We start from the raw sequence: 19,073 nt of genomic DNA on the forward strand, positions 1-19,073 counted from the left end.
ATCTTAAGAATAAGGGGATGCATATTTTTAATGAAATAAGGAATTAGAATAATAACAAAACTTTTGTTAAATTTTTTGGGTGATACTACGTTCTAGATTTGGTTGTAGTAGTCCGAACCAGTGGTACAATTAGAAAAGATATCTATGTAGGTTTCTCGGGTCTAATTTCAGTTAATAGTACACACCATTGGTCCCCTCAGTTTACTTCATATCATGAAAATATAATAAATGATTGGAAAGCAAGATAAAAAGAAAAGGAGCATTGTCAACAAATTTGATAATGCTCCTTCCTTTTTTACTTTAAGACGCTTTTTTAAGTATTGCTGGATTGATATGTTCAAATACCCCTTCATACAGTAAAGGCTTAAGGTAGCCATTCCACATCCTAAAGTACCCTATACCTACTACTAAGGAAAGTATAAATAAAATTACACCAGTAAATGCGTGTGAAGAAAATATAGCTGCAATACTTAAATATGAACCTCCAACCACCATAGCGATTGAAGTTAAGAAAGATAAAAAGTTCATAACCTTAACCCCTAATATTCCGAGAAACTTCTTGTTGGACATTCCTAAATACCCCTTCTTGTAGATAATATCGACATTCTAATTTCCAATCACTCTCTTAAAGTTCTTTTGTTATTCTGTAATTTTTTACTTTCTTATATAAAGAGTAAAGAAGTAAAGGAATACTTGGCCACATTACATACAGCAACATTCCAAATGAACGTTTCTCTACTCCTAAATGATTCTTTCCCCATTAAATATAGGAAACAAACAAGTTTTCTTCTTTTATATATATCGGCAATAAAAATGGGATTTTGAAACTTCAATGTCTAGGGTAAGATGAATATAAAATAGAATCAAAATAGAGGTGAAACGTATGTGCGGTAGATTTAGCCTGATCGAAGATATAAATGTTCTGCAGGAGGCTTTTCAATTTGAGTTTAGCGGAGAAATCACACCACGATATAACATAGCCCCGGGCCAACAGATATTAACTATCTTATCTAAAGATGGTAAACGGTACGGAGAAAACATGAAGTGGGGTCTCGTTCCGTATTGGAGCAAGGACTCTAAGGCTTCATTCAGGATGTTAAATGCACGATCTGAAGGCATTGAGGCAAAACCTTCCTTTAAGGCTGCATTTAAAAAAAGAAGGGTTCTTATCCCTTCTAGTGGTTTTTATGAATGGAAAAAAACTGAAGATAAAAAACAACCATACCGTTTTATTTTAGAAAACAAGAAGCCCTTTGCTTTCGCGGGGTTATGGGAAACTTGGACAAAAGGAGAAAAACCTCTTGTTACTTGCACCATTATCACCACTACTCCTAATGAGTTCTATTGAACCATATTAAATGATTCACCTGAAGCGGGGACATAAAGATGTGGCTGGTTCCAGAAATGTTGATAAGCTGCTTCGTATTTCTCCTTTATTGTTGTGTGAGTTTCCCCTTCCCAATCTCCGAGGTTAATTTCCCGTAAATTTTCGTCGTAAAATATAGGAATTTTTCTTTCACCACAAATAAGGCGCGCAGTCTCTTTGGTCCTCCCGCTTGGACTGGAATAGACAGCTTCGAAAGGGATGTGTGTCAGTCTTTCTCCGAGACTAAGAGCATTTTGTTTTCCTGTTTCCGTAAGAGCTGAATCCTTCCATCCCTGTATTCTTTTCTGAGTGTTCCAAACAGTTTCCCCATGTCTTGTTATGTATAAAGTCAGCATGCAAAAATCTCCTTTTCTTTAATCTATTAGCTTTTTTTGTTAAGACCCCTCTAGTACCTTATAATTCTCTGTTCATTCTAAAGTGTATTTTATCTTACTAGCTCCTGCGTATAAAGCTTTAATCAGGTAGCCATATATCATCCATGTTAAGATGATTGTAAACATCTGATAGAAAGGTTGATAATATGCTAAAAAAGTTTACATTAAAATCTCACAAACGTGACGAAATGATTGAAGTGACCCGGCAGGTTTAGGATTATGTAAAAGAACAAAATATCCAGGAAGGTTCTGTGGTTGTGTACTGCCCTCATACAACGGCTGGCATAACGATTAATGAAAATGCAGATCCAGATGTAAAAAGAGATATGATCCGGCGTTTTGATGAAGTTTATCCATGGCACCATGAATTGGACCGCCATATGGAGGGTAATACAGCAGCACATATGAAAGCAAGTACTGTTGGCTCTTCGCAATACATTATTATTGCCAGTGGTGCCCTGCTTCTCGGCACATGGCAGGGTATTTATTTTTGTGAATTTGACGGCCCGCGCACAAGAACTTTCTATGTAAAAACAATGTAAAAAAGGCCTCTCATTATGAATGGGCCTTTATCCTTTTAATATATGCTTTTGCATGGATTGCTTTAATTTCTTGTGTTTCTTTTTGATTTCTCTCTTTATCCTGCAATTTAACAGACGGAATCAAGAACATAGCAAGTGGCAGAATCAGGCCAAAAATAAGTCCCGCAGTAATTAATATGAAAGACATTCCGGAACCTGGTTCTGTTCCTAATATATTTCCAAGAGATTGGAATAAGAATGTATTTCCTTTCATTTTCGGCTCTGCCCTGATTTTCCGTTTCAAGGTTTGGACGCAAAAGGCCTATCACAATGGCAATATTATTCATAACTCCCTGCCTAAATCCCCTAAGGAGCCAAGTTGTAAAGGGGGCAGTGCTTATGATTTCATAACACTATACCCGCCATGAACTCCGAAAGCAGAGGCAAGCGGTCCACCCATTTCACTCAAAGCCTGTAAATCTTTTAGCATTGTTCTTCTTGAAACGGCAAAATGGTCTGCAAGTTCTTGAACTTTAAACTTGCGTTTGTTATTCATATAGAGCATTATTTCCAATAATCTATCAGTTTTTTTCATAACTTATCCCGTTATATTAGATTCTACAAGATTTATATTTACCCTTCCATTTCAGAGATTCACTGATAAAATCTTTTCGGTTAAATTATCCTGTGTTAGAATTTTGTAAAACGATTGATGGAGGAAAAACAGTGCAAATCCTTTTAAAGGTCATCATTTGTTTGTCTATCCTAATTTATTTTCCGATATATTTAAAACTTGTTCAAGATGAATCGCATTTATATCTCTTTTTGAAAAAATATCAGCCTGTTTTTTCCCTTGCTGCTGTTTTTTCTTTTTTATTGCCCCCCCTTTCACTTTTTTGGCTCGTCTTTTGTTTTGCAGTCGGAACATACGGCTTGCTTCGATTCTTTCAAAGAGGAGGCTTTTATATAGAAGAGTCCTTGATTGATTTTTCGATGTTATATTTGGCACTCGGCGGAATCTGGTTTGCTGTTTTTCAAATGGACTGGACGTTCCTTGGTTTTTCCGGATTAACTGCACTTCTCACAGCGATTCATTTTCACTATTCCAGTTTGTATACCCTCTTATTTTTGGGACTGCTGGGAAGAACTTTGAAGGAAAAGGGCCGCCTTTCCAAGTGGTATTTTGCAGGTGGAATTCTGCTTATTATCACTCCTATTCTTGTTGCGTTAGGGATAACCTATTCAAGAGTTTTGGAGATTGCTTCTGTTAGTGTTTTTATGCTGGGCCTCTTTGTTTATTGCGGGTTATCTTTTTCTTTACAAAGCATCTTTATTAAACTATCATCCACTTCGATTTTCATTTCTATATCTTTATCTCTTCTGTATTCATTCCGATTAGTGGATATTCCTATTATGGTTTATATGCATGGAATGATAAATACGGTTTTATTTGCTGGGTTTGGGTTGTATGGATATTTAAAATTGTCTCCTAAATCGCATTTCGATATAAAAGATTTGCCAATCTCTAATATTTCAGGAAACAGAAAAATGGGAATTGATTTCTTTTCCCGTCAAAATTTTGTCGAGAAGAATAGTGTACACCCACGCGGAATGGTGGATGATATGGGAGTCTTTGAAAGAAAAGACTTCAAAGCAAGTAACGTTCACCCAATGATAAAGGATTTTTATGTAAACACGGTTGATTTTAATATGGATATTTTTCCAAATTGGAACAAATTCTTTTATCCTCTTGCACTTATATATAAAAAGATATCCGATAAGATGGAACAGATGAACTTTCCTGTAAATAATTATGAAACAACCGAAGTAAACAGTGAAATGTTAAAGATTATAGACAAAATGGATCAAAGAGATAATGTTCGTGCATGGATACGTAGTGATTTGCGTTCGCGGAAAGCTATTTATGTAGCTGCTTATTCAACAAACCCGAACTCCCTGGGAGAGAGGTTTTACAATGTATTTTTTCCATTACCATTCGGTGGAATGACAAGTATATTGAGAATTAACCATTACAGGAATGACGGTGTTTCTCTAACTTCTGTTTCTGATAAAAGGCGAAACGATCTTAATGGGGTATATTTAAAACTTTTTAAAAAGAATTTCCGGATTCCAATTAATGAAACGATTGATGTCTGGTATGAAAATAATGTTTTAAAAGCCTATCACATCAGTTATCTGCTGGGAATTCCTGTACTGGAACTTCATTATGTAATGACACCAAGGGATACAAACGAAAAAGAAGCCTGATTCGGCTTCTTTTTTTACCCTTTAAATGTGTATGTCGGTGCGCCTTGGATTTCTGTTTTCACCCTGAAAACTCCACCTGAAAGAGGGAATTTCTCTAACTCTTCCTCTGTCATTCCTTTCCTGGCAGTAGTAATGTATAGCTCAGATAAATCCTCCCCTCCAAAAGTACAGGAAGTAACATTCATAGCAGGAATATTAATTGATAAAATCTGTTCCCCAGTTTCTGGATTCCATCTTGAAACTTTGTTTCCGCTCCAATGGGCGATCCACAGCATTCCCTCACTATCTATCGTCATACCGTCCGGGTAACCTTCACTCTCAGGAAAATGAATAACAGGCTTAGGATTTTTTATTTCCCCTGAGTTTAGGTCATATTCATAACGAACAATCTTCATTGTTGGTGTATCTGTAAAATAAAAAAATTTGTTGTCCGGTGACCAGGCCAGCCCATTCGAAATGGTAGTGCCATCTACCTTCTTTTTTGTCTGTAAATCTTTATCCAGAAAATAAAGGGAGCCCTCCCCTTCCAGCTCCTCCAGATTCATGCTGCCAGCCCAAAACCGGCCCTTCGGATCACACTTTCCATCATTAAAACGATTTAATGGCAGATGGCTTTCCGGGTCAGTTATTTGAGTTAATTCCTCTGTATTTATATCTAAAAAATAAAAACCGTTTTCCATGCCTAGCACCAAGCCACCAGATTCTCTTGGAACAACAGCACTGGCCATTTGTTCTAAATGAATCTCCCGGTTTTCCTCTGTCTTTGGATTAAATATACAAACTTTTTTGGATAATATATCAACCCAGTATAAAAGTTGATTTTTCGCGTCCCAGGATGGTCCTTCCCCAAGCTCTGCCTGCGCATCAAAAACTAATTCCACTTTCTCTTCCAATGTCAAAACCCTCTTTCTAAATAGTTCTTCTTGCTATCTTTTTACCCAAATTGTGATAGAATATGTTTTTTTTTAATGGATGATAAATGGAAATGAGGCCCTAATTATTTCTTTTATTTTCCTTGATATAATAGAGTCAGGAGTGGAAAATATGAGAATACTTAAATATCTTGCTATCTTTCTTATTATTAGTGGTCTCGGGATTTCGGCGTGGATTTATTATCCACAATATCAAATAAACAGAATGAAGCATCATGCTGTACAGGTTAGTAAAGACGCAGTAAAAGTCTCTTATATAAAATATTTTCAGGAATCGAAGCCATAATGTTCTTCAGTCCATTGACCAGGTACAAACTGCTTTTTCCAATAACCTGCAAGACATTTCAGGAAGAATTCATACTCTCAACCCATATGCAACGATCATCTTCCTTGAATTGTATAACCCACTGCCTCCATCCACACAGATTTATCCTTTAGCAGATAAATTGCTGCCAAAATGGAATTTAAAAATATATGAAGTAGCCAATCAATACCCCTCTTCAGTTGTAGTTGAGACAACTAAGGTGATCAACGGCAAGAGACTGGATAATCTCTCACCTGATGGAGTGCATCCTAATTCTGCCGGATATACAGCTATTTCTGAACAAATGATCTTACAGCTAAAGCATCAATATAGAAAACAGGCAGTTTAAAAGTAAGCAGCCAGGCAGAAACCTGGCTGTTTTATATCCTCTGTAACTTTACCAAGAAGTCCGAACAAGGCATACATAATAGTAATGAGAAATAACATCCCCTACCTTTTTTGTATCTGATTGGATAATAATCCAAATCCCCTAGATAGCAATAAACAGCTACATCATACCCTCTCTTATTGAAACAGATGGTGGAGAACTCTATCTTTATCCTCAAAAAATTGTTTCATCATAAGGTAATGATCGGTCTCCTCAAGTCTTGTTTCTTTCATCCCGGATTCCGCCAGCTGAATCATTTTGGAATCAGGATACGCCATTAAAATTGGCGAGTGAGTAGAAATGATAAATTGGGAGCCTTCAAGTACAAGCTCATGGATTCGAGCGAGCATTGACAATTGCCTTAATGGGGAAAGAGAGGCTTCCGGTTCATCAAGTATATTTAAGCCGTTCCCCTGAAAACGGTCCATAAAGGCTGCAAAAAACGCTTCGCCATGGGATTGATTGTGGAGAGATTTACCTCCAAAAGAATCGATTATTTTTCTGCCAAGTCCCGGTTCACTGTCCAGCTCTTCAATATTGGAAGCAAGGTTGTAAAAGGTCTCAGCTCTGAAAAAGAAGGAATCCTTTGCTTTATTTGCTCCTCTGGCAACACTTATATATTCGTCAAGTTCGGAGTGTGAATCGAAACTGGAAAAATTAAAATTTAGGGTCCCGCCTTCCGGATTAAATCCCAGGCAAATGGCAATCGCTTCGAGAAAAGTGGATTTTCCCATTCCATTTTCCCCAACTATATATGTTACATTTGGATGCAACTTCAATTCTTTAAAACTTCTTATTACAGGCAAATTAAAGGGAAAATTAGAAAAAGAAGGAATCTGTTCATCTTTTAAGGTTACGCTTTTAATATATTGATCAAATTCCGTTAATTTCATGTCTCACCTCTTGGTTTTTTGATTTAATTCTAATATTCAACAAAGTCTTAGCATAAAATCTAAAAAATAACTGAAAGGAAAATGATGTATGTTCTTTATCCCTACAAAGATTAACCTAGGAGGCTTAAAGGTTAATAATACAGACCAATCCAGTTCTATTTCATTCGGTAATAATTTTAAGGTCGGCAGGAATGTGGCCGCAAAGAAAAATCAGGGATTTGGTCAGCAAAATGCTGATTTGACTGTCCAGTTTGCCCCATTTGGCCAGACAAATGATAACCAAGAGGCTGACATGATTACCATTAAAATAGTGGAATAGAAAAGGCAGACAATAGGAGCGAGTACAATGGCAAACTTTGCACCGGTGTATATTAATCTTGGAGTTTTCAAACTAAATTCAATAGATAATGCCGCTGTAGTCAACATGGGGAACAGCAAACATATTGACATTGTTGTAGCCTATAAACGGAACCAAGGTCTCGGTGAACAAAATGGTGACATATCCCCCATCCTTTTTCCGATTACCTCCGTATTGGACTCTGACTTAATTGATACGCCAACCATAAAGAACAGCATTATTTAAGGAGGAATTTATATGGTTCAATTTTCTCCACTGGTCCTTAATTTGTTAGGGTTTAAGGTGAATTCAATGGATAACTCTTCGGTTGTAAATGTGGGAGCTTACCTTATGATTGACCAGGTTGTGTCTTATAAACGAAATCAAAATGTTGCTGAAATAAACGGAGATTTGTCTCCTGTGTATATACCCATTTCCTCGATTATTGATCCAGATGGAAGTGACTCTAATACAATTAAAAATAGTGTACTATAAAATAAAGGGTTCTCAAAAAAGAGCCCATTTTCCCATTCCCTGAATTTAGCGGTACTTAGTGCAGAACTGAATGGTAACCAGAATAAGCACGTATGCCCGTTCCCCAGTTCTAGTGTGTTTTCAATAAAGGCTGGGTAATAGTAGGCAAAAGAACCTCAATCGAAGTTCCCTCGTTCACTTTACTGTTTATAAGTATTTCTCCCTGATGGCTTTCAATTATCTTGTAACAGGTCATTAGGCCAAGTCCTGTTCCTTTTTCTTTAGTAGTATAAAAAGGTTCTCCCAGCGTTGGAATTCTTTCCTCAGGAATACCGATTCCGTTATCTATAATTTTTACAGAGATCTTCCCATCCTCTTTCTCCTGAAGTTTCACAAAAATATTACCGCCTTCAGGCATGGCTTCAATCGCATTTTTAAGAAGATTGATAAATACTTGTTTTAATTGATTTTCTTCGCAGCTTACCATTGGTAATTCAGGCTCGTAATCAACAAATATTTGAACATTATTGAGAGAAGACTCGGAATTGATTAAGGTAATAATATCGCGAATTAAAACTTTAATATCCTTTTCAGAAAAAACAGCTGCTGATGGTTTTGCCAAAACTAAAAACTCGCCAACAATATTATTAATCCTTTCTAGTTCGCTCAATACAATATCGTAGTATTCCTGCTGCTTGCTGTCTGATTTAAAAAGCTGAATAAAACCTTTTATTGACGTAAGCGGATTACGAATTTCATGTGCTAGTCCTGCAGCCATCTGGCCAATAAGAGCTAGCTTCTCGGATTTTTGTATATACCGCTCTGTCTGTTCCTTTCTTTGGGTGATATCTTTTCCAATGGTCAATACCGCTTCTTTTCCTCCAAAATGAATATGCAATGCAGAAGACTCGAAGAAAAAAGAGGATCCGTCTATCCGCCGTAATTTATATTCAATATTCATTAAAGGCTGCTTTTCCTTTTTCGCCTGCTTCATCCGTTCCAAATACCTTCCTCTATATTCAGGACAGATAAAATCCCTTGCGTCCACACCCATTACTTGTTTTTTACTTTTAGCACCAAATAAACGGACAGCCGCATGATTCACATAAACTGTTTTTGAATCAACATGAATGATGACCACCTCAGGCAAGGAATCGAGCAGCTGTTTATAGCTTTCCTCACTAGCACGTGCATTCTTTGAATAATTACGGGCTAAATCGTATTGCCAGCCAACAGCCCAGGCAATCAGGGTGAAAATAAAAAAGTCAGTAGTGAAAAAAGGATGCCCAGATACTATCTTATGGTAAGCTGTAAAAATAATAGACACCATAACAAGAATAATTTGTCCCCAGATTTTCATTTGATTGTCCTCTTGAACTGTAATTTTTCTATATCTTATCATAAAGTAGTTGGATAGATTTAAAAAATAATAGTTTATGAAATTTTGATTCCTTGCAGGGAGATTCGAACCTCTTTCCCTCCTTACTCATATGATGAAAAAAATACGAATAAGGTGGTAAAAATGAGTACTTATTTAGATTTTGTTTCCAAATTTGGAATAGGCGGAGCGCATCCTGGTGGAATTCCACTCACAAAAGAAATTTTAAATAAGGAACAGATTAGCAGCCATTCGAGTATTTTAGATGCCGGCTGCGGCACAGGGCAAACAGCAGCCTTTTTATATATCAATTATGGAGTAAACGTTACCGGTCTTGAAATTAATCATGATATGGTGGCAAAGGCGCTCGAAAGAATGGCCTCTAATCAACTGCCAATCTCTATTATTCAGGGATCCATAGAAAATATTCCACTAAGTGACAATACCTTTGATTTTGTTCTTTCGGAATCTGTCCTAGCCTTTGTTAATAAGCCTAAGGCTCTAAAAGAGTTTAACCGTGTTTTAAACAGTGGAGGTCGCCTAATTGCCAATGAGATGACCATTAATCAAAAGCTAAAACCTGAAGAAGAAGAGGAGGTTAAACAGTTTTACGGGATAGACTCCCTTTTAACTGAAGAGGAATGGATAGTGCTTCTAAAAGAGGCAGGCTTTAAGGAAATTGTTATTTACCAGGCAGATCAGTCCATTTTTGAAGAAAACCCAATGACAGAATTTAATTTTTCACAGAATGCTGGCATTGAATTGTTTCAAGTGATGAATCAGCATGCTAATATTATTCTTAAATATCAGGGAATTCTAAGTCATCGCATTATTAAATGCACTAAATGATTAATAACCTATCAAAGAATGAACCTCATGAATAGATTGAGGTTCATTTATACTGCTTATTAATGGAGCTGCTTAGGAATATTCTGATCTGTACCTTCGATAACTTCCTTAAAAATGGTATCCTGCTGCTGTCTTTTATAATTGCCAGTTAAAAGTTTTTAGGTCTGCGAGGGTTACCGGTTTTGCATGGGGCATTAGTTCATAACCATACTGGCCGTTTACCTCGATGGTGCCAGTCTTAACATCTTCCATTTTAGAAATACCAGCTATTCTTAATCTTTTTTCCAAATCATCTACCGACATGCGAAGCTTCTTTAAATTATCTATAATGAGCTCTCCATTGCTGATTACAGGGAGGGAAACACCCTTGAACAAGAATTCTGCAGGGTTCCACTTAACGTTATCCATTCAGTTAGTACTAGAAATCCAACAAAGGTTCCGGCTGCAAGGATGGATTGGCCAAGTCCTTTTCCTGAAACATCTGAACCGAGAATAGTTCCAATACTCAGTAAGATGGCGAACTTGGGAATGGTCATCTGAGATATTGATTTTCTTCCGCCAAGTCTCAAAATTACCGTTCCAGCAAGTGAGAGTATGATTGATTCCAAAAAAATTCTCAACAAAAAAGAACACTCCTTCTTTTTATGAAAGACTCCCTAAAAGTCTCTCGAACAAAAGGCGCAAGCGCCCTGGTTAGCCTCAACAGGCATAAGACGAATCACGTAGGAAATCCTGATTTCTGGAGTGATTTGGCTTATGACCCCGAGGGGCTGGGCGCTGGAGCTGGATTACAATAACCTAGTTCGGAGTTTTCCACAAGGTGAAAATCTATAATTTCCTAACCGACAAAAAAGGAGTGCTTAAACCATCTTTAAAACACAGGAAAGTAAGAGTGGATTTTGATGTCCCAATCCATTCTGTGGTTATTATAAGCTTGTCTTTTCGAACTTTGGTTATTTGCTCTACAAGAACAAGATTGTATTTTGAAACAGTTCTTTTAAGTCCAGAAAAACTTCAGTGTGATTTTGTAAATTTTGGAGGTCAATCCAGTCATTTTTTATCATAAATGAATGATTCCATTTAAAATCTTATATTTTTCCCGCTTTTAGGCTGCAAGGTTAAATCAGCCATCTTGTCACTAACATCGATACGGGATCTATTTCACTTATCTTTGTCACGTTCTCCTGCGGGCACCAACGCACGTTCACAGAAAAAAGTATTTGTTTCATTTGAAGTACGTCCTATGAATACTGCAACTTCTGTAAAATCTAGATCATCCCGGCATGAAGGAGGACCATCCGATTCGAAGCTTTCAATCAAGGACCTTCGGCCATAGCTGTACATAGTATATTTGCATCCAAATGGTACATTCGGAGGCCAACCTTTATTATTTTTGCAATCGTATAATAATCCTCCAGGTAAGCCTAGCCTGTATGGATACATTGCACGGCCACGTGGGACTTTCCGGTTGTATACTTCTTTGGTTTATTAAAAGAGAGTAAGGATCCCCCATTTTAGCAGTTTACCGTTATAGCGAATCAATGGAGATGACAGTCGGTCCACGCTATAATTCGCCCACCACTGATTTTCTCCTTTGGGCACTTTATAACCGCGGTTTACAGGATAATTTTCGTTCTCCATGATACCGACGATTTTGTATCATCCTTTACTGCAATATAACAACCGCAGCCATTGAAACAAATATTGCAAGTAGAATAAACAAACTTATCAATTTTCCCCTGGGAGTATATGTTGATATCAACTCTTGAAGAATCCCATCCTACGTCTTATCCCCTTATTCTTTTCTGTGTCTTAGAATTTCGATTTGTTGGTGGAGTGATGGCTCGGTAGGAAATTTGCTCACGCGCCTGTATGGAAGAAATGGAGGAACAACAGGATTTATAGTGGAATATACAGGTATTTCATCACTAGGAACATCGGTTTCCATTCGGAACGGGGGAACCAGAATTTGTTTATATGGAAGGCTTGACGAGTTTTTCACACAATCACCCTTTTAAAATGAGATGGTTCATTTTATTCGAAAATACTTCTTTTTATAACAGATTTGAAAATGAGTGACCGCAAATAAAAAATTTCTAAGAAACCCACACAAACATCAATAATTTAAATCTTCCGCCCATACCTCTTCCAGTTTAGAGATTAAGATAATTATGTAAGAAGAGGAGTTTTTTTTACATTTATAAAAAAAAATACTGCATGGGAATTGATAATTTAATAGTTTATGGAATACCATTGAGATCATCCAGGAAAATATAACCAAAACCTACAGGGTGAACCTCGAAACGGAGGACAAGGTAAACAGTTGGGAATAAGACACCGTTGGGACATTTTTTGGGGCCGAGTCATACAAGGAGTAAGGGAAGAATCTTTAGACGGTAATCAAGAGGAATCATCATAGAAAAAAGGGCCTGAGACGGCCCTCTTTGCTTTCTATCAGAACATAGTTCCTGTTCCCTTTCCGCTTTGACCATTAATCATATGGGCAGTTTGCCCAGGAAAATAAGATGTAAGTCTAATTTTTGACTCTATTGCTATGTTTAATGCGGACTCTACTCCCTTTTCCTGGACGAACAGCCAAAACACCATATGAAGGAAATACAAAAAACATTATTGAGGAGTGTTTGAGGTTCCTGCACAAAAAAACAACACCCATTCCGGTGCTGTTCTACTCCCTCTATTTCAACAAAATTTGTGAGATTGCTATTTATAAAATTATTCATCTTCTTTTATATACCTTAGGGCTGATTTTATTGCATTCCAGGTCCTCGACTTGGCCCTAAAATAAACACCAATAGAACTCCGAGAGATTTGATGACATGTTTAGCGTAAGCATGACAAACAATAAAGCCTGCTGGCTACGGCTAAGTTTGCATAAAAAGCTTCTTTTATCTCTGGTATTTTTTCAAGAGGCTGATCAGCTACAATGTTTTTTTAAAATGCGAGTAGCTGTCTTGAAATCAATCCATTGGCGAAAGAAGCGTCCAAGTCCATTCTTATTAACCTCAATAATCAATCATGCACTCCTTTAATAATTGACTGAAGCTGTCCTTGAATGTTACCTGTAACTGCACCGCCATGATAGCAAATTACTGTATCAATATCATAATCCAAGAATTTTTTTAGTGATTCATAAGCGGCCTCCATATCCGGAGTATTTTGTTCGACTGGTCCGCGAAGAGTTCCCTCAACAGAAACCATTGCATCTGCAGTAACAAGTGTTTTACTTTCTTTTAAATACAAGCTAATATGTCCAGGAGTGTGGCCAGGTGTATAAATAACTTTTACCCCTCCTAAAAACGGCAGCTCCTCTCCATCCTCAAGTGCCCTGTCAACATGCGCCTTCGGCAGGTTTTGGAACAATGCCATAGCCTGATCATATAATTCCTTTGGCATTGCTGACTGTCTTTCAGACATTCTCTCAGTATTAGTTTTGATTAAGGGAATTTCCCCCTCGATATAAGGCCGATCCTTTTCATGTGCGAATACCTTTACCTTGCCGTTTAGTGCTTCAGTAATTTCAGGCATGCTGCCAATATGGTCAATATCCTGATGAGTCAAAATAACCGTCTTCAAATGATCTTTTGGAATACCTAGTTCTTTCAAAGCCTCGAATATTTGACCTGATTGTCCTGGCATACCTGTATCAATCAGGACCGCTTCATTTTCGTTCCATAAGAGCGTTAGATTAAGCACTGACTTTCTGCCAAAAAGTGATGCTTCAAGTTCAAGCATTTCAACACCTTTAGAAATTCTCATTTTTACTCCTCCTCAACGTTGAATAATTTACCATCCCTTAAAGTTTTAAGCTAATATTTAATCTTGTATTATACACCTAAAAAAATTAAAATAAATCAGTTTAGGATCTCCATCATCGAGATTCTCAATATACCCGCTCCTGGTTTAATCTATTAAATCAATAACTTCTGCATGGGAAGATTCGAGTTGTTAGCAGACGAGAAAATCTTATTTGTAGGTGAGACTTTTTCAAACCCTTCCATTAATTTTTTTGCAAAGCCTTTTCTTCTTTCCTTAGGATCAACACTGAAAAGGTCAATGAAGCTGTTGCCATAAAAGTAAGAATGAAAAGCCATGAAGGCAACAACAAAGCCTTCATTTTTGGTGATCAGGCACTCCTCCTCTTTCAATCTTTTTAAAAAGGTCTTTCCTCTTATTTTATCAAGGGTCACAATACCTCCGGATCAACCTGGTATGAAAATCCGATCTCTTCCATCTATTTCTCCAGCCTTGCTTCCGCCGTAATAAACAATCCGCTGAAATAGGATTCCATGTTTTCAATTATGAGGCCATGACGTTTAAAGGATTCTATCGTGTTCCGGTCCAAACAGCATCCATCACAAATTTTTTTCCATACCGGAGTAAGCTTTACCTGAAGCTTTCCGAGCATAGGGTTATCCATTTTCACATGTTCAAAAAGAAGAATCCTGCCGCTAGGCTTACAAACCCTTTTCATTTCCTCTATAGCTGTATCTACATCTGGAATGGTGCAAAAAACAAGTGTTGCTACTACCGTATCAAAACTTTTATCTTCAAATGGCAGTTGTTCAGCGCTTGCCGGAATGATTTGAATTGGTACTGTCGCTTTTTCGAGCTTTCGCTTTGATTCTTCTATCATATATTCACTAGGTTCAATAGCTATAACTTTTTCAGCATTTTTATAAAGCGGAAAGTTTACTCCAGTACCTGCACCTATTTCTAAAACATCTCCATTTGCTTTGTCTAAAAGATTTTTGCGAATTCCTTTAAACTTTGATTTTTCCAAAGGACTCATAAAAAAGTCGTACCAGTCCGCAAATGCTCGTCCCATTTCTATCACCCTACTATAAAAGTTTTAACCCAATCCTCATTCAACAAAAATGGCAGACACAGGAGTTATCCCAAGTTCTCTTACCCAAACGGAAAGATCTCCAATAAGATGGATTTCATGGACGACAATGATATGATTCATCACTTCTCCAAAAGTAAATTCCTTTTTACCTGGTTCGGGAACCAAGAGTTGCTCTGTCAATTCCTGCCGCCATTGATAAACAAACTCTTCTATAACAGAATGCCATCTTTCATGTAACTGGCTTGCATCCTCCAGTGAGGTAAATTCATTATAATCCAATATTCCAGCCTTATTCCCCTTCAAACCCTGTAACCAGTCATTTTTAATATCGATAATATGTATAAGCGTATGCAGAATGCTTCCTACACCTCCAGTCCGCCGCTCCAATAACTGTTCAGTGGATAATTGTTTGCAAAGCTCAAACCACTCTTGTACTTAAACAGTTCCTTCATCTTTACCTCCATTATATATATCTTTGTTGTTTAATTCTCCAAGCGTCCTTCAAAACCTCTTCAAACAGGACTAAAGAAACATTTTTTTTAATAGCAAGAGAAAATATTACAAATTTTCTTAAAATTGTAATATATTATAGTTAGACTTAGTCCTAATAAACTGATTGTTAGGATTAGGAAAATAGACTGAAAGGAGCGATTAATTTTGAAAGCGCTTAAATCGATTATTATTTGGGGGCTCATTGCTGCTCTGGGTGCAGTTGGCTTTGCAGTAATGGCTCTAAACAGAGGGGAAAACATAAACGCCGTATGGCTGGTTACTGCAGCTGTCTGTATTTATGCGGTTGCCTATCGGTTCTATAGCCGTTTTATTGCGGCAAAGGTTTTCCAGCTCGATGATAACCGCAAAACCCCTGCTGAAATCAATAATGACGGAAAAGACTATGTACCAACCAACAAGTGGGTGCTATTCGGACATCACTTTGCGGCCATTGCTGGCGCTGGGCCACTTGTCGGACCTATTTTGGCAGCGCAAATGGGTTATTTACCGGGAACTATCTGGATTGTTGTTGGTGTTGTTCTTGCCGGTGCTGTCCAGGACTTTATTATTCTGTTTGGTTCCATGCGACGGAACGGAAAGTCATTGGGTGAAATGATTAAAGACGAAATGGGCAAATTCACAGGAATTATCGCCATGATTGGCATTTTGGGAATTATGATTATTTTATTAGCTGTTCTTGCCCTTGTCGTGGTTAAAGCACTTGCTGGAAGCCCATGGGGAATGTTTACGATTGCGGCGACTATTCCAATCGCAATCTTAATGGGTGTTTATATGAGGTATATCAGGCCTGGCCGTGTGGGTGAAGCCTCCATTATCGGTATTATACTCCTTCTTTTATCACTTGCAGCGGGACAATATATCAGCAAGGACCCAGCTTTAGCCAGCATGTTCACTTTCAAGGGAGAAACAATTGCCTATATGATGATTGGCTATGGCTTTATCGCTTCGGTTCTTCCGGTATGGTTCCTACTGGCACCACGCGATTATTTAAGTACCTTCTTAAAAGTCGGAACTATTGTCGGCCTTGCTCTTGGAATTTTAATTGTTGCGCCTGAACTTCAAATGCCTAGTGTTACAAAATTTGTGGATGGAACAGGACCAATTTTTGCAGGTAACCTCTTCCCATTCCTGTTTATTACAATTGCTTGTGGATCGGTATCAGGATTCCATGCCTTGGTATCTTCCGGAACCACTCCTAAAATGATCGAACGCGAATCACATGCCCCAATGATTGGATATGGTGCCATGCTTACTGAATCATTTGTTGCTGTAATGGCAATGATTGCTGCATGCGTGCTTACACCAGGAATTTATTTTGCCATCAACAGCCCTCCTGCCGTTATTGGGACGGACGCTGTCCAGGCTGCAAAGGCAGTGACAGGCATGGGCTTTACTGTAACTCCAGATGCCTTAACCTCTATCGCAAAAGACGTTGGTGAGCAAACTGTTCTTTCCCGTACGGGAGGGGCTCCTACTCTTGCAATTGGAATGGCTGTTATTTTTTCAAAGGTCATTGGCGGGAAAACTTTGATGGCATTCTGGTACCACTTTGCCATTCTGTTTGAAGCTTTATTTATCCTAACAACAATTGATGCTGGTACACGTGTGGGCCGTTTTATGATTCAGGATTTAATCGGATCTGCATACAAGCCGTTTGCAAAAACGGAGGCTTTCATTCCGAATATTATTGCAACAGCGTTATGCGTAACGATGTGGGGCTACTTCCTATACCAAGGGGTTATTGACCCACTAGGCGGCATTAATACATTATGGCCGCTGTTTGGAATTGCGAACCAGATGCTTGCCGGAATCGCCCTCCTGCTTGGCACAACCATATTATTTAAAATGGGGAAAAAAGCATATGTATGGGTTACACTCATTCCTACAACCTGGCTCCTTCTCGTTACATTAACTGCTGGCTGGCAGAAAATCTTCTCCCCAATTCCTAAAGTCGGATTCCTGGCACATGCAAATGTATTTAAGACCAGCCTGGATAAGGGTGAAGTACTTGCTCCTGCTGCAAATGTTAAACAAATGAATCAGGTTCTATTCAATGATTATGTTGACGCATCTCTTTGCGGATTTTTCATGCTGGTTGTACTGCTTGTCTTTATCTCCGCCCTCGGAATCTGGTATAAGGTACTGACAAACAAGAAAACGACACTGCATGAAACACCACATGTCCCTCGTGATGACGGAGGAATCGGACATTATGCTTAAAAAAATCCAAAACATCCTTGGTTATCGCAGACAGTTCATCAGCCTTTTAGTTGGGGTTCCCAGCTATGAAAAATATGTAGAGCATATGAAAAAGCATCATCCTGGCGACCCAGTGAAATCCAGAAAGGACTTTTTCTGTGAAGCACAAGAAGCCCGATATAATGCCAAAGGCGGCAAAGTTTCAAGATGCTGCTAATGGTGAAACCCCTGGCGATTAAATGGCCAGGGGTTTTTATTTTAGCTTGGTGGACCTTTTTAATTAAACTCCCCATTGATCTTGAAGGTGATTTTTCTATTTTTGTAGAAATAGTTTTTAAGGCTGTTTGGAAAGGATTGTATTTCTGATGAGAGAATTAGTTGAAAGAGGAATTGTCCCGGATGAGATTATTAGTGAAAAAGTTTTGAGTGGCGGAACCATGAGTAAGCTATTCCTTTTGGAATTTCGGGATGGGGCAAAGAAAGTGGTAAAATATAATACTCCGGCGGTAACGAAATCCGAGGCGATTTTTCTTAAAAACTATAAAACTTTCGATCTTTTGCCGCGTCTACTTTATGTAGACCCCTCCTATAAATTCTTAATGTATTCCTTTATTGAGGGTTCTATAAGTAATGGTGGTATCGATAAAGGGGATGCTCTTAAAAATTTGGCAGAGAGGCAAATCAACAAATACAAAAAAGCAGATTCGTTTGAGGGGTGGGGGTGGGCGGATGAACCTTCTGCTTCCTGGAGGTTGTTCCTTACAAATGGAATTGAACAAGCAAGGGAAAGAATTGGTGATAAACTTCCAAACGAAGATGCTGAGTGGATTAAAAATTTAGTAAAAAATGTTTTGTTAGCAGAGTCCCCCTTTCTTTTACATGGCGATTGTGGCTTTCATAACTTTATTTTTAAAGATGGAAATCTTGCAGGAGTAATAGATCCCCCTTCCTGTTTACGGTAAGCCGGTATATGATTTGATTTACGCCTTCTGCTCTACTCCCCACGCTTTAACAAAAGAAGTTATTGACGGGGCAGCCAGCCTTCTCATTCATGGTGAAAGTGGTCAAGAACTGTATAAAGAGGTGGTAATTGGGCTTTATATACGGATCGCAACCTGTATTAAACATCATCCGGAAGATTTAGAGAAGTACCGGGAAGCATGGAATTATTGGAAAATGATAATAGAACCGAACTAAAGCTTCTCTTAAAATAGAGAAGTTTTCAAACACATGTGGTGGCTTTTAATTTTTTGACATTTTTTCTAATAAAGTGATAGTTTTTATAAAAAAATTACTGTTTTTTATTGAAATTAGATTGAGTCCATATAATTGTGTAAAAAGAAAGAGTCATTTTATTCACTCTTGGCAACACTGTTTTCAACGACGATA

General features: G+C 37.9%; 26 protein-coding genes and 1 pseudogene. 13 read left to right on the plus strand and 14 right to left on the minus strand.

Going from position 1 to position 19,073, the window contains the following annotated elements; genetic code table 11:
• Positions 1-300: 300 nt before the first annotated feature.
• Positions 301-570, minus strand: coding sequence for a hypothetical protein (locus G8761_RS25495; protein ID WP_166030748.1), 270 nt, complete (start codon positions 568-570; stop codon positions 301-303).
• A 313-nt stretch (positions 571-883) separates the two neighbouring features.
• On the opposite strand from G8761_RS25495, the gene G8761_RS25500 reads away from it, so the two are divergent.
• Positions 884-1,348, plus strand: a complete 465-nt coding sequence (locus G8761_RS25500; protein ID WP_166030749.1) for an SOS response-associated peptidase — start codon at positions 884-886, stop codon at positions 1,346-1,348.
• Here the strand turns inward: G8761_RS25500 and G8761_RS25505 are convergent.
• Positions 1,342-1,722: a histidine phosphatase family protein gene (locus tag G8761_RS25505; RefSeq protein WP_166030750.1), complete on the minus strand. Its 381-nt coding sequence runs from the start codon at positions 1,720-1,722 to the stop codon at positions 1,342-1,344. The genes G8761_RS25500 and G8761_RS25505 overlap by 7 nt on opposite strands.
• 185 nt (positions 1,723-1,907) lie before the next feature.
• On the opposite strand from G8761_RS25505, the pseudogene G8761_RS25510 reads away from it, so the two are divergent.
• A pseudogene (locus tag G8761_RS25510) lies at positions 1,908-2,303 on the plus strand (secondary thiamine-phosphate synthase enzyme YjbQ).
• 13 nt (positions 2,304-2,316) lie between these two features.
• Here the strand turns inward: G8761_RS25510 and G8761_RS25515 are convergent.
• Both G8761_RS25515 and G8761_RS25520 read right to left on the minus strand, forming a co-directional pair.
• Complete coding sequence (locus G8761_RS25515; RefSeq protein ID WP_166030751.1) at positions 2,317-2,556, minus strand: hypothetical protein; 240 nt, start codon at positions 2,554-2,556, stop codon at positions 2,317-2,319.
• 123 nt (positions 2,557-2,679) lie between these two features.
• Entirely contained in the window at positions 2,680-2,877 is a 198-nt protein-coding gene (locus G8761_RS25520) for a helix-turn-helix transcriptional regulator (protein WP_166030752.1), read from the minus strand.
• 131 nt (positions 2,878-3,008) lie between these two features.
• On the opposite strand from G8761_RS25520, the gene G8761_RS25525 reads away from it, so the two are divergent.
• Complete coding sequence (locus tag G8761_RS25525) at positions 3,009-4,550, plus strand: YndJ family transporter (protein ID WP_166030753.1); 1,542 nt, start codon at positions 3,009-3,011, stop codon at positions 4,548-4,550.
• 14 nt (positions 4,551-4,564) lie between these two features.
• Here G8761_RS25525 and G8761_RS25530 read toward each other — a convergent pair whose 3' ends face one another.
• Complete coding sequence (locus tag G8761_RS25530; RefSeq protein WP_166030754.1) at positions 4,565-5,443, minus strand: SMP-30/gluconolactonase/LRE family protein; 879 nt, start codon at positions 5,441-5,443, stop codon at positions 4,565-4,567.
• A gap of 151 nt (positions 5,444-5,594) precedes the next feature.
• Between G8761_RS25530 and G8761_RS25535 the strand changes: the two genes are divergently transcribed.
• Together G8761_RS25535 and G8761_RS25540 are read left to right on the plus strand one after the other, a co-directional pair.
• Complete coding sequence (locus G8761_RS25535) at positions 5,595-5,768, plus strand: hypothetical protein (protein WP_166030755.1); 174 nt, start codon at positions 5,595-5,597, stop codon at positions 5,766-5,768.
• Between the two features lie 13 nt (positions 5,769-5,781).
• Positions 5,782-6,135, plus strand: a complete 354-nt coding sequence (locus G8761_RS25540) for a GDSL-type esterase/lipase family protein (protein ID WP_338001039.1) — start codon at positions 5,782-5,784, stop codon at positions 6,133-6,135.
• A 176-nt stretch (positions 6,136-6,311) separates the two neighbouring features.
• Here G8761_RS25540 and G8761_RS25545 read toward each other — a convergent pair whose 3' ends face one another.
• On the minus strand, positions 6,312-7,067 hold the full coding sequence (locus G8761_RS25545) for an AAA family ATPase (protein WP_166030756.1): 756 nt from the start codon (positions 7,065-7,067) through the stop codon (positions 6,312-6,314).
• A gap of 88 nt (positions 7,068-7,155) precedes the next feature.
• Between G8761_RS25545 and G8761_RS25550 the strand changes: the two genes are divergently transcribed.
• Genes G8761_RS25550 through G8761_RS25560 form a run of 3 tightly spaced genes read left to right on the plus strand, consistent with a single transcriptional unit; the run spans position 7,156 to position 7,899 of the window.
• Positions 7,156-7,386 (plus strand): hypothetical protein, encoded by a 231-nt coding sequence (locus tag G8761_RS25550; protein ID WP_166030757.1) that lies wholly within the window; start codon positions 7,156-7,158, stop codon positions 7,384-7,386.
• A 27-nt stretch (positions 7,387-7,413) separates the two neighbouring features.
• The gene (locus G8761_RS25555; protein WP_166030758.1) at positions 7,414-7,650 is read left to right on the plus strand and encodes a hypothetical protein; all 237 of its coding nucleotides are present in this window, start codon (positions 7,414-7,416) and stop codon (positions 7,648-7,650) included.
• 12 nt (positions 7,651-7,662) lie between these two features.
• Positions 7,663-7,899: a hypothetical protein gene (locus G8761_RS25560; protein ID WP_166030759.1), complete on the plus strand. Its 237-nt coding sequence runs from the start codon at positions 7,663-7,665 to the stop codon at positions 7,897-7,899.
• Positions 7,900-8,008: 109 nt separating this feature from the next.
• Here G8761_RS25560 and G8761_RS25565 read toward each other — a convergent pair whose 3' ends face one another.
• Entirely contained in the window at positions 8,009-9,238 is a 1,230-nt protein-coding gene (locus G8761_RS25565; protein WP_166030760.1) for an ATP-binding protein, read from the minus strand.
• A gap of 162 nt (positions 9,239-9,400) precedes the next feature.
• Between G8761_RS25565 and G8761_RS25570 the strand changes: the two genes are divergently transcribed.
• Entirely contained in the window at positions 9,401-10,105 is a 705-nt protein-coding gene (locus G8761_RS25570) for a class I SAM-dependent methyltransferase (RefSeq protein WP_166030761.1), read from the plus strand.
• Positions 10,106-10,240: 135 nt separating this feature from the next.
• Here the strand turns inward: G8761_RS25570 and G8761_RS25575 are convergent, their stop codons facing one another.
• The 7 genes from G8761_RS25575 to G8761_RS25605 form a co-directional block, all read right to left on the minus strand.
• Positions 10,241-10,513 (minus strand): YetF domain-containing protein, encoded by a 273-nt coding sequence (locus G8761_RS25575; RefSeq protein WP_243450157.1) that lies wholly within the window; start codon positions 10,511-10,513, stop codon positions 10,241-10,243.
• Positions 10,453-10,728 carry a DUF421 domain-containing protein gene (locus tag G8761_RS25580; RefSeq protein ID WP_166030763.1) on the minus strand — a complete coding sequence of 92 codons (276 nt, stop codon included), beginning with the start codon at positions 10,726-10,728 and terminating at the stop codon, positions 10,453-10,455. Before G8761_RS25580 ends, G8761_RS25575 begins: the two co-directional genes overlap by 61 nt.
• A gap of 538 nt (positions 10,729-11,266) precedes the next feature.
• On the minus strand, positions 11,267-11,548 hold the full coding sequence (locus G8761_RS25585; RefSeq protein WP_166030764.1) for a hypothetical protein: 282 nt from the start codon (positions 11,546-11,548) through the stop codon (positions 11,267-11,269).
• Positions 11,549-13,135: 1,587 nt separating this feature from the next.
• On the minus strand, positions 13,136-13,882 hold the full coding sequence (locus G8761_RS25590) for an MBL fold metallo-hydrolase (protein WP_166030765.1): 747 nt from the start codon (positions 13,880-13,882) through the stop codon (positions 13,136-13,138).
• A gap of 152 nt (positions 13,883-14,034) precedes the next feature.
• Positions 14,035-14,313, minus strand: a complete 279-nt coding sequence (locus G8761_RS25595; RefSeq protein ID WP_166030766.1) for a GNAT family N-acetyltransferase — start codon at positions 14,311-14,313, stop codon at positions 14,035-14,037.
• Between the two features lie 44 nt (positions 14,314-14,357).
• Positions 14,358-14,951 carry a class I SAM-dependent methyltransferase gene (locus G8761_RS25600; RefSeq protein ID WP_166030767.1) on the minus strand — a complete coding sequence of 198 codons (594 nt, stop codon included), beginning with the start codon at positions 14,949-14,951 and terminating at the stop codon, positions 14,358-14,360.
• A gap of 36 nt (positions 14,952-14,987) precedes the next feature.
• A complete protein-coding gene (locus tag G8761_RS25605; RefSeq protein WP_166030771.1) occupies positions 14,988-15,359 on the minus strand; it encodes a DinB family protein in 372 nt (123 codons plus the stop codon).
• 270 nt (positions 15,360-15,629) lie between these two features.
• Here G8761_RS25605 and G8761_RS25610 point away from each other — a divergent pair, with 270 nt between their 5' ends.
• The 4 genes from G8761_RS25610 to G8761_RS27485 all read left to right on the plus strand — a co-directional run bounded on the left by G8761_RS25610 (position 15,630) and on the right by G8761_RS27485 (position 18,881).
• Complete coding sequence (locus G8761_RS25610; protein ID WP_166030768.1) at positions 15,630-17,705, plus strand: carbon starvation CstA family protein; 2,076 nt, start codon at positions 15,630-15,632, stop codon at positions 17,703-17,705.
• Complete coding sequence (locus G8761_RS25615; protein ID WP_166030769.1) at positions 17,698-17,901, plus strand: YbdD/YjiX family protein; 204 nt, start codon at positions 17,698-17,700, stop codon at positions 17,899-17,901. The genes G8761_RS25610 and G8761_RS25615 overlap by 8 nt, the downstream gene beginning before the upstream one ends.
• Positions 17,902-18,049: 148 nt before the next feature.
• Positions 18,050-18,646 (plus strand): phosphotransferase, encoded by a 597-nt coding sequence (locus tag G8761_RS27480; RefSeq protein WP_243450158.1) that lies wholly within the window; start codon positions 18,050-18,052, stop codon positions 18,644-18,646.
• Positions 18,647-18,659: 13 nt separating this feature from the next.
• Positions 18,660-18,881 carry a hypothetical protein gene (locus G8761_RS27485; protein ID WP_243450159.1) on the plus strand — a complete coding sequence of 74 codons (222 nt, stop codon included), beginning with the start codon at positions 18,660-18,662 and terminating at the stop codon, positions 18,879-18,881.
• Positions 18,882-19,073: the final 192 nt, after the last annotated feature.

It is taken from the genome of Neobacillus terrae (genome assembly GCF_011393025.1).
Taxonomy (GTDB): Bacteria; Bacillota; Bacilli; order Bacillales; family Cytobacillaceae; genus Neobacillus_A; species Neobacillus_A terrae.

Excerpts from the sequence above, each read along its gene's own strand:
- G8761_RS25495 (WP_166030748.1), bottom strand. The coding sequence starts at position 570 with ATGTCCAACAAGAAGTTTCTCGGAATATTAGGGGTTAAGGTTATGAAC.
- G8761_RS25500 (WP_166030749.1), top strand. The coding sequence starts at position 884 with ATGTGCGGTAGATTTAGCCTGATCGAAGATATAAATGTTCTGCAGGAG.
- G8761_RS25505 (WP_166030750.1), bottom strand. The coding sequence starts at position 1,722 with ATGCTGACTTTATACATAACAAGACATGGGGAAACTGTTTGGAACACT.
- G8761_RS25515 (WP_166030751.1), bottom strand. The coding sequence starts at position 2,556 with ATGAAAGGAAATACATTCTTATTCCAATCTCTTGGAAATATATTAGGA.
- G8761_RS25520 (WP_166030752.1), bottom strand. The coding sequence starts at position 2,877 with ATGAAAAAAACTGATAGATTATTGGAAATAATGCTCTATATGAATAAC.
- G8761_RS25535 (WP_166030755.1), top strand. The coding sequence starts at position 5,595 with ATGAGAATACTTAAATATCTTGCTATCTTTCTTATTATTAGTGGTCTC.
- G8761_RS25545 (WP_166030756.1), bottom strand. The coding sequence starts at position 7,067 with ATGAAATTAACGGAATTTGATCAATATATTAAAAGCGTAACCTTAAAA.
- G8761_RS25550 (WP_166030757.1), top strand. The coding sequence starts at position 7,156 with ATGTTCTTTATCCCTACAAAGATTAACCTAGGAGGCTTAAAGGTTAAT.
- G8761_RS25555 (WP_166030758.1), top strand. The coding sequence starts at position 7,414 with ATGGCAAACTTTGCACCGGTGTATATTAATCTTGGAGTTTTCAAACTA.
- G8761_RS25560 (WP_166030759.1), top strand. The coding sequence starts at position 7,663 with ATGGTTCAATTTTCTCCACTGGTCCTTAATTTGTTAGGGTTTAAGGTG.
- G8761_RS25565 (WP_166030760.1), bottom strand. The coding sequence starts at position 9,238 with ATGAAAATCTGGGGACAAATTATTCTTGTTATGGTGTCTATTATTTTT.
- G8761_RS25570 (WP_166030761.1), top strand. The coding sequence starts at position 9,401 with ATGAGTACTTATTTAGATTTTGTTTCCAAATTTGGAATAGGCGGAGCG.
- G8761_RS25575 (WP_243450157.1), bottom strand. The coding sequence starts at position 10,513 with ATGGATAACGTTAAGTGGAACCCTGCAGAATTCTTGTTCAAGGGTGTT.
- G8761_RS25585 (WP_166030764.1), bottom strand. The coding sequence starts at position 11,548 with ATGTATCCATACAGGCTAGGCTTACCTGGAGGATTATTATACGATTGC.
- G8761_RS25590 (WP_166030765.1), bottom strand. The coding sequence starts at position 13,882 with ATGAGAATTTCTAAAGGTGTTGAAATGCTTGAACTTGAAGCATCACTT.
- G8761_RS25600 (WP_166030767.1), bottom strand. The coding sequence starts at position 14,951 with ATGGGACGAGCATTTGCGGACTGGTACGACTTTTTTATGAGTCCTTTG.
- G8761_RS25615 (WP_166030769.1), top strand. The coding sequence starts at position 17,698 with ATGCTTAAAAAAATCCAAAACATCCTTGGTTATCGCAGACAGTTCATC.
- G8761_RS27480 (WP_243450158.1), top strand. The coding sequence starts at position 18,050 with ATGAGAGAATTAGTTGAAAGAGGAATTGTCCCGGATGAGATTATTAGT.